This is a genomic window from Halomonas sp. PR-M31 (assembly GCF_001039575.1).
GTDB lineage: Bacteria > Pseudomonadota > Gammaproteobacteria > Pseudomonadales > Halomonadaceae > Modicisalibacter.
Map to the genome: position 1 here is coordinate 1 of NZ_JIBT01000075.1, position 8,792 is coordinate 8,792.

An 8,792-nucleotide genomic window follows, 5' to 3' on the forward strand; every position below is an offset into this window, starting at 1 on the left:
TAGTTTGCTTGGTTCAATGATTTCCAGCGGCGCACTACCTCGCCGGATAACGCGGCTCGCTTCCTTTTAGCCTTCGGGGATATCGACGTCTGTCATCGGCTTGGGCTCGTAAGTGTGCCGACCCTGGTCATTCATTCGAAAGGGGACCGGCGCATACCGATTGGCTCGACCTGGGAGATCGCTGCCACCATCCCCGATGCGCAGTTCATGAGCCTAGAAAGCGATGGTCATCTGCTGCTGGGACGCGAGCCGGCTGGCTCTGGCGTTCGTCAAGGCAGTAATGCTATTGCCTGGTCAAGCTCCGGGACATCGATATTTACCACTATTCTCATGGCTCGAAACCTTTCGATATGGCGGCTGACTGGATGGCTTATCCGGCAGTATTCCCGCTTGGTTGCATGCCCCGCTCGCGTCTTATGGTCTACGCTTTAACATACTTTAATAAATAAGGTTCGCCGTGACTTGGGGGAGAGGCCATGAGGATATTGCTCAGGATTCCTGAAACACCGGCCTACTGGCTCCTGTCTTGTGCTTTTGCGCTCATATTGCTGTTCCCTGCTTGTGTTCATGCGAAAGACGCTGCATCCGCCGAGCTTGATCTACCCGAGGTGGTTCTACGGGATATTCCCTTCGAGGCAAGCCTGAGTGGAATCGGTGATCGTCTCGCCGACGGTGCCGACGTCGTTCTGCTAGGCGGTGACCAGCGCTACTCGAGTACGGTCACGGACGGCAGCGTAACGTTTGACGAGGTGGTCGTCACGACCGACCCAGCGGAGCTGCGAGTGCTCGGTCCAGATGACGAGCTCATCGCAGAGACCCAGGTGAATACCCTGGCTGGCTGGTTATCGCTCGTACCGGCAGTACTCGCCATCCTGCTGGCACTCGCAACCCGCCAGGTAATTCCCGCGCTGTTTGCCGGTCTCTGGATCGGTGCCGCGCTGACCTACGGGACGCTTGCCGGTACCTGGTACGGCTTTCTCGACACCATTTCCAAGTACATGGTGAATGTGATGAACGACTGGTCTCACGTCGCCATCATTCTTTTCTCCTTCATGATCGGCGGGCTCGTTGGCATCATCTCGAAGAACGGCGGCACCCGCGGCATCGTCAATTGGATAATCAAGCTCGCCAGTACGCCAAGACGCGGCCAGCTGTCGACAGGCCTGTTGGGGCTCGCCGTATTTTTCGATGATTATGCCAATACGCTCATCGTCGGCAACACGATGCGCCCGATCACCGATCGTCTACGCGTGTCCCGGGAAAAACTCGCCTACATCGTCGACTCGACCGCCGCGCCGGTTGCAACCGTATTTTCATCACCACCTGGATCGGCTTCCTGGTCGGCTTGATCGGTGATGCGACCGGCCAGCTCCGCGGCTACGATGAAGGTGCCTACTCGATTTTTCTCAATTCGATCGGCTACAGCTTTTACCCGCTGCTGGCAGTGACCTTTGTGTTCATGGTGGCCGGGAGCGGGCGTGATTTCGGTCCCATGCTGCAGGCGGAGCGTCGTGCCCGCAATACAGGGCAGCTCAGCCGGCCAGGCGCCTTCATCGGTGACTCGACCGAGGAGGGTGATGAGCGCGAACCCAATCCCGAAAAGCCGCAACGGGCGATCAATGCGGTCATCCCGATTTTGGTGCTGGTGGTCGGTTCCCTGGTCGGGATCTACATAACCGGATTGGAGAGTGCCGGACCGGATGCCTCGTTGCGGGAGATCATCGGCGGCGGCGATTCTTTTCTCGCCTTGATGTGGGCTTCACTGCTTGCGGTTACCGTCGCCTCCCTCATGTCGATCGTGCAAGGCATCCTGAATCTCGGCGAGGTGGTCAACTCCTGGCACGCGGGTGTCCGCTCCATGCTGCTGGCAATGATCATCCTGTTGCTTGCCTGGTCGCTATCGAATGTCAACGACGTCTTGCATACCGGAGATTACCTGGTGTCGATACTCGGGGGCACGCTACCGGCGCCGCTATTGCCAACGCTCGTCTTTGTATTGTCGGCGGCGACCGCGTTTGCGACCGGATCGAGCTGGGGCGTCATGGGTATCATGATGCCGCTGGTCATTCCCTTGACCTGGAGCATCATGGAGATCAACGGCCTGACTGAGAACGGCGAGCATCTGTATCTCATGTACGCAAGCGTGTCGGCTGTCCTGGCCGGCGCAGTATGGGGTGATCACTGCTCGCCGATTTCTGACACCACCATTCTCTCATCTCTGGCTTCCAAGTGTGACCATATCGATCATGTTCGCACTCAGATCCCCTACGCCGTAACCGTCGGTGGCGTGGCAGTACTCGGTCTCATTGCGGCAGGCTTCGGCATCCCTTGGTGGTTGATACTCATTGTCGGTGCCGCCGTGCTTTTTGCCGGCCTGCGTTTTTTAGGTCAACGTGTCGACGAGAAATCCGATAGTGGCGCGGCGGCGTTAGCGGCTGATCCGGGAGGAGAACGATAATGTCGGGAAATATTCTGTGTCCGGTTGCGCTGAATCATAAAAGCTCATGGCAGCCGGTACTTCCGGTCGCCATCGAGCTGACACGCACCCGCGGCGCCACGCTGCATCTGGTGACCGTGATACCGAAGCTCAAAAGTAGTTTGGGATTGCCCTCTGGGCCCGATTACGGCGAAGACGTGCTGGCGCTGGACGAATACAACAAGAAAATGAAAAAGGCGATGGAGCAGGAAATGGAGGTTTTCATCGAGGAGCACTTCCCCGACGACTTACACGTGGCAAGAACGGTTGCCACGGGTCACGTCGATCGATGCGTTCTCGAGGTAGCGTCGCGGATCAGGGCCCAGCTGATCGTGATGAGCGGTTATAGTCCGTCCCTGCGATCATTTCTACTGGGCACCAGCGCGGAGCGAATCATGCGTCACGCCAAATGTTCGGTGTATATCGTGCGGCCCTGAGCATGTTCTAGAAGCGTTATTCACTGCCATTTGTTGAGTAGGCATTTATATGGTGGTTCCTTGGGCGGCTACAAATCCTCCGCCCTGGGCGGCTCTCCCACGCTGACCTTATTGATATGCTCGCTTTGCAAGCCGCGAAACAGCGCGATCATCATGACGAATGCCAGAATGAAGATCGGCAGACCGATGACCGTGATCACCTGCTGCAAGGCGAGCAGGCCGGTTTCGCCAGCGAGTACGATCAGCATGGCGGCCAGCACCCCTTCGGAAATCCCCCAGAACAAGCGTTGATGCACCGGACCGGGCTCCGGAGTGCCGGTGCACAGCATGTCGACCACCAGGGAAGCCGAGTCCGAGGAGGTGGCGAAGAAGATCGCCACGATCACGACCGCCAGCCCTTTGATGATGGTGGCGAAGGGGAAGTGCTCGAAAAAGGCGAACATCGCCAGGGGTACGCTGTCTGCTACCGCCGCTGAAAGCGCACCGGCCTGATCACCCAAGGCGGCCCGAGCGTCCGCGCCGATGCCGTCGATCTCCATCGCCGACCAGCCAAAAATCGAGAACCAGACCAGAGTGAAGATCGAAGGGGCGAACAGCACCCCGAGCACGAACTCGCGAATGGTGCGCCCTCGGGAGATGCGGGCGACGAAGATGCCGATGAAGGGCGACCAGGTCACGGTCCAAGCCCAGTAGAAGACGGTCCAGTTGCTTGCCAGCCCCAGCCGCCTTCCTCGTGGGTGTACTGGGCCAAAGTGTCGTTCCAGAAGGCCATGGGCACGATGTTGTAGATATACAGGCCAAGGGTCTCGATGGTCGCCCTCAGCAAGAACACCGTGGAGCCGGTGAACAGTACGAAAAACATCAGGCCAACCGCCATGCCGATATTGATGTTGGACAGCAGTTTTACCCCGGAATCCAGCCCGGCCACGATAGAGCCCACGGCAACGGTGGTCAGGACGGCGATGATGATCACCTTGGGAGTGACCGCATTGGGAATGCCCATGAGCTCGGTCAAACCGGCGTTGATCTGCTGGGTGCCCAAGCCGATGGAAACCGCGACGCCGAACAGGGTGCCGAGCACGGCAAAGACATCCAGCGTCTTGCCCAGCGGCCCGTAGATACGATCGCCGATCAGCGGGTAAAACACCGAGCTGTAGCGCATGGGCAGATCATAGCGATAAATGAAATAAGCAAAGGCCAGCCCAGGCAGGGTGAAAATCGCCCAGGTATGCAAGCCCAGATGGTAAATCGCGAAACCGATGGCATCGTCCGCGGCTGCCACGGTGAAAGGTTCGACTTCGGGGTGGGGCGGGTTGGAGAAATGCGAGATCGGCTCCGCCACGCCCCAGAACATCAAGACGGTACCGATGCCGCCGGCAAACAGCATGGTGAACCAGGAAATGTTGCCGTAGTCCGGCTTGGCGTCATTGCCGCCTAAACGAATGGTGCCATAGCGGCTTATCGCCACCCACAGCAGAAAAATCACCCAGGTGGTGACACCGAAGATGAAAAACCAGCCGAGATTGGTCACGATCCAGGTGCGTCCAGCTCCAAAGGCCTGCTCGATGGTGTCGGGAATCAGAAGCAAGGTGATGAGAAACACCACCATGATGGCTGCCGAGACGAAGAAAATGACCGGATCGGTTTCTAGGCGGAGTTTTCGTGCAAGCTTTTCCATCTATAAATTCCCTTTTGCTTATCATTCTTCTAGTAGTAACCGTAGAAGTAGATACGCAAAACGTCGAATGTCAGAGCGTAATAGATGGCGTGCTCGAAATGTCCCACGACCATTTCTTTCTGTTTGTATTTACGTTTTTCACAAAAAACTCCGGCGCGAAGGCCGGAGTCGGGTTTGCCGATTCAGCGCCGCCTATTCTCGATAAGCGGATTCCTTCAAGGCACGAATGCGCTCATCCAGGGGCGGATGGCTGGCGAACAGCTTTTCCATGATCTTGCGGGTCTGACCGGTGGTGATGGCAAAGGCGGTCAGGGTCTCCGGCATCTGATCCGGCATCTGGGTTTCGGTCTTGAGCCGGGCCAGGGCATTGATCATCGCGCCGCTGCCGGCAAACTTGGCGCCTGCCGCATCGGCGCGATATTCACGAAAGCGTGAGAACCAGGCAACGATCACCGAGGCAATCAGACCAAAGACGATCTCGGCGACGATGACCACCGCGAAATAGCCCATGAAACCCAATCCGCCGCCGCTGTCGTCCCGACGCAGGAAGCTATCCAGCAGCTGCGCAACCACCCGGGCGAAGAACATGACAAAGGTGTTGAGCACACCCTGAATCAGCGCCAGGGTCACCATGTCGCCATTGGCCACGTGGCCGATCTCATGCGCCAGCACCGCCCGCACTTCTTCTGGGCGCATGCGATTGAGCAGACCCGCGGAGACCGCGACCAGGGCGTCGTTCTTGTTCCAACCCGTCGCGAAGGCATTGGACTGCTGAGCCGGGAAAATACCGACTTCCGGCATCTTGACGCCTGCCTGCTGGGCAAGCTCACCAACAGTATCGAGAAGCCATTTCTCCGTTTCATTGCTTGGCGTACCGATCACCTGGGTACCGGTGCTCTTCTTGGCCATCCATTTGGAGATAAACAGCGATACCAGGGAACCTGCCATGCCGAACACAAAACAGAATATCAGCAGGCTGTTCATGTTCAGCCCGTTGGCGTTCAGGTAAGGCTCGACGCCGAGCAGGCGCAGGGTGACACTGGCCACCAGCACCACCGCAAGGTTGGTAGCCAGAAACAGAATGATGCGCATCATGGATTGCTGCCCTCATTTATCAGTAATTAGGTCGTGTAAAACGTGACATATTTTTCGTTATTAGGCTGTTTAGATGCGTCCCGCGGGCTTGAGTTTCAAGTATCGACAAGCAAACTCATTGACGATAACGGGAAAGAAAGCGCGCAAAACGATCCAGCGCATCCTCGAGCTGATCCGCCCAGGGCAGGGTGACGATGCGCACGTGATCCGGACTCGGCCAGTTGAAGGCGGTACCTTGTACCAACAGGATTTTCTCCTGAAGCAAAAGATCGAGCACCAGTTTTTCATCGTCTTGAATGTTGAATACCTTGGGGTCGAGCCGCGGAAAAGCGTACAAGGCCCCCTTGGCCTTGACGCAGGACACCCCGGGGATGGCGTTGAGCTTTTCGTGGGTGATGTCCCGCTGAGCGCGTAGGCGGCCACCAGGCAGAACCAAATCGTTGATGGACTGATAGCCGCCAAGGGCCGTCTGGATGGCGTGCTGGGCCGGTACGTTTGCGCATAGGCGCATCGAGGCTAGCATGTTGACCCCTTGGATGAAGTCCTGGGCCTGCTTCTTGGCAGCGTTGCCGGAGAAGATCATCCAGCCGGAGCGAAAGCCGGCACAGCGGTAGCTCTTTGACAGACCATTGAGGGTGACCACCAGTTGATCGTCATCTGCCAGCGCGCCAGTGGAAACGTGCTCCACGTCGTCATAAAGAATCTTGTCGTAGATTTCATCGGAGAACACCACTAGATGATGCTCTCGGGCGATCGCAAGCAGCTCTTTGACTACCTCCGGTGGGTAGACGGCGCCGGTGGGGTTGTTCGGGTTGATCAATACCAGGGCACGAGTATGGCTGGTGACTTTATCGCGAATATCGGCAATATCTGGCGCCCAATCCGCCTGCTCATCGCATAAATAGTGCACCGCGCGGCCGCCGGAAAGGTTGGCTGCGGCGGTCCAGAGGGGATAGTCCGGCGCAGGAATCAAGACTTCGTCTCCATCGTTGAGCAAGGCCTGCATGGCCATCACGATCAGCTCCGATACCCCGTTGCCGACGTAGATATCCTCGACGGTGACTCCAGGAATATCCTTGCGCTGGCACTCCTGCATGATCGCCTTGCGCGCCGAGTAAAGCCCCTTGGAATCGCAGTAGCCCTGGGCGGTGGACAGATTGCGCATTACGTCCTGAAGAATCTCTTCCGGCGCTTCGAAGCCGAACGGGGCCGGGTTGCCGATGTTCAGCTTGAGAATGCGCTGACCCTCGTCCTCGAGCTGCTTGGCATGTTCGAGCACCGGGCCGCGAATGTCGTAGCAGACATTGTCTAGCTTGTGGGATTTCCTGAGAGGCGGATGTCCAGAAGACGCTTGAGCAGAGGGCGCTTGACTAAGAGTAGACATGAGGGTTCCGTTGACGACTTGTACGTATGAGCAGGGCACGCTCAGCATACGCGATACGACGGTGTCGCCAAAGCCTCAATAGCGCCTGAGCCTGGGCCTATTCCGCTAACGCCTCATCCAATCCCGGTGCAGGAATATCATCAGGGGTTTCCAGGGTCAGACGACCCAGCTTGCCGTCGCGCAACTCGTGCAGCAGTACCTCGGCGCCGCGATGCAGATCGACCTCGCCGCCGGAGCGTAAACCGCCGCGCTTGCTGGCAATCTCCTTGACGATGGCTTGGCCATCGAAGCCCGCCAGAGCCAGCAGATCGGGACGATAAGGGCCGTCGACGTCCACCTGCGAGGCGTTTGAATCTGGCGTGTAGGCGGGGAGTTCCTTAAGTTTGAAGCGTTCGGTCAACGCCTTCGGGTAGCGTTTGGCAAGTTCTGCGGCAGTGATCATCGCCACATCGAGATAGTCGATGGCGGTATCGCGAATCGCACCGCTCGCCGCCAGGCGATAAGCGCTAGCCTGATTCTCGATCTTGGGCCACAGCACGCCGGGGGTATCGATCAGGGCAATACGGCCTTCGATGCGAATCTTCTGCTGGCGCTTGGTGACCGCGGGTTCATTGCCGGTCTTGGCAATCTTGCGCCCCGCCAGGCCATTGATCAGCGTCGACTTACCCACGTTGGGAATGCCCATGACCATGACCCGCACATCCCGATCCGCACGTACCCTGCCGGCCAGTTCATGGCACAGTTTGGGAATGCGCTTGAGTTCCCGAGCGTTGGTGGTAGTCACCGCCAGGGCGCGAGTGGCTTCCTGGGCGTCGAAGTGGGCGACCCACTCGTCTGTACGCTCAGGATCGGCTAGATCGGCGCGGGAAAGGATCTTCAGCACTGGCTTGTGCTCGGTGAGTTCCGCCAGCATGGGGTTGGCGCTGGAGTAGGGCAGGCGGGCATCGAGCACTTCAAGCACCACATCGATTTCCGGCAGCGCTTCCTTGATCTGGCGGCGCGCCTTGTTCATGTGTCCTGGGTACCAGCCGAGCATCGATAAACCCTTGCGTAGTGCATAGTAAACTGGGCGCCATCTTAGCAGATCGGCGCCCAGGTGTGATTGACCGGTGAGTCTATTCGCCGGGATGAAAATCCAGGGAGACGGAATTGATGCAGTAACGCAGCCCGGTAGTCTCTTTAGGGCCATCCGGGAAGACATGACCCAGGTGAGCGTCGCAGCGCGAACACACGACCTCGATGCGGCGCATGGCATGGGAGTCGTCGTAATGTTCGTCTACCGCCGCCTCCGCCAAAGGCCGATCGAAGCTCGGCCAGCCGCAGCCCGCTTCGAACTTGCGCTCGTTTTCGAATAGCGCCGCGCCACAGCACACGCAGTGATAGATGCCTTGCTCGTCACCCACCTGATGATCGCCGCTGAAAGGGGGCTCGGTGCCTTTCTCGCGAGTCACGCGATACTGCTCTGGGGTGAGTTGTTCGCGCCACTGCTCATCGCTTTTTTGAATCTTGTCACTCATGGAAGCTCCAATTTCCTGTTTGCTTGCATGCCATGAGACAACGAGAAGCGGATAACTTTCCACTCTCATTTTTCAAAGCCGCAGGTGCTTGACACCCAACACCGGGCTAATTAATATACGCGCCACCTCGACGAGGCAAGGCACTGCGTCCCATTCGTCTAGTGGTCCAGGACACCGCCCTTTCACGGCGGTAACAGGGGTTCGA

At 58.0% G+C, this 8,792-nt stretch carries 9 protein-coding genes; 3 read left to right on the top strand and 6 right to left on the bottom strand.

Going from position 1 to position 8,792, the window contains the following annotated elements; translation table 11 throughout:
- Positions 1-476: 476 nt before the first annotated feature.
- Genes CH74_RS19095 through CH74_RS16805 form a run of 3 tightly spaced genes read left to right on the top strand, consistent with a single transcriptional unit; the run spans position 477 to position 2,913 of the window.
- Positions 477-1,349, top strand: coding sequence for a hypothetical protein (locus CH74_RS19095; protein ID WP_216594796.1), 873 nt, complete (start codon positions 477-479; stop codon positions 1,347-1,349).
- Positions 1,346-2,458 carry a Na+/H+ antiporter NhaC family protein gene (locus CH74_RS19100; RefSeq protein ID WP_216594797.1) on the top strand — a complete coding sequence of 371 codons (1,113 nt, stop codon included), beginning with the start codon at positions 1,346-1,348 and terminating at the stop codon, positions 2,456-2,458. Before CH74_RS19095 ends, CH74_RS19100 begins: the two co-directional genes overlap by 4 nt.
- Positions 2,458-2,913, top strand: a complete 456-nt coding sequence (locus CH74_RS16805) for a universal stress protein (protein WP_048308700.1) — start codon at positions 2,458-2,460, stop codon at positions 2,911-2,913. The genes CH74_RS19100 and CH74_RS16805 overlap by 1 nt, the downstream gene beginning before the upstream one ends.
- A 68-nt stretch (positions 2,914-2,981) precedes the next feature.
- On the opposite strand, the gene CH74_RS19735 is transcribed toward CH74_RS16805, so the two are convergent.
- The 6 genes from CH74_RS19735 to msrB form a co-directional block, all read right to left on the bottom strand.
- Positions 2,982-3,590: a BCCT family transporter gene (locus CH74_RS19735; RefSeq protein WP_253273108.1), complete on the bottom strand. Its 609-nt coding sequence runs from the start codon at positions 3,588-3,590 to the stop codon at positions 2,982-2,984.
- On the bottom strand, positions 3,587-4,591 hold the full coding sequence (locus tag CH74_RS19740) for a BCCT family transporter (protein WP_253273109.1): 1,005 nt from the start codon (positions 4,589-4,591) through the stop codon (positions 3,587-3,589). Before CH74_RS19740 ends, CH74_RS19735 begins: the two co-directional genes overlap by 4 nt.
- Positions 4,592-4,783: 192 nt before the next feature.
- A complete protein-coding gene (gene htpX, locus CH74_RS16815; protein ID WP_048308701.1) occupies positions 4,784-5,686 on the bottom strand; it encodes a protease HtpX in 903 nt (300 codons plus the stop codon).
- A 115-nt stretch (positions 5,687-5,801) separates the two neighbouring features.
- Positions 5,802-7,070, bottom strand: a complete 1,269-nt coding sequence (locus tag CH74_RS16820; protein ID WP_048308702.1) for a pyridoxal phosphate-dependent aminotransferase — start codon at positions 7,068-7,070, stop codon at positions 5,802-5,804.
- A 97-nt stretch (positions 7,071-7,167) separates the two neighbouring features.
- Entirely contained in the window at positions 7,168-8,106 is a 939-nt protein-coding gene (gene ylqF / locus CH74_RS16825; RefSeq protein WP_048308703.1) for a ribosome biogenesis GTPase YlqF, read from the bottom strand.
- A 79-nt stretch (positions 8,107-8,185) separates the two neighbouring features.
- Positions 8,186-8,587 carry a peptide-methionine (R)-S-oxide reductase MsrB gene (gene msrB, locus CH74_RS16830; protein ID WP_048308704.1) on the bottom strand — a complete coding sequence of 134 codons (402 nt, stop codon included), beginning with the start codon at positions 8,585-8,587 and terminating at the stop codon, positions 8,186-8,188.
- Between the last annotated feature and the right edge of the window lie 205 nt (positions 8,588-8,792).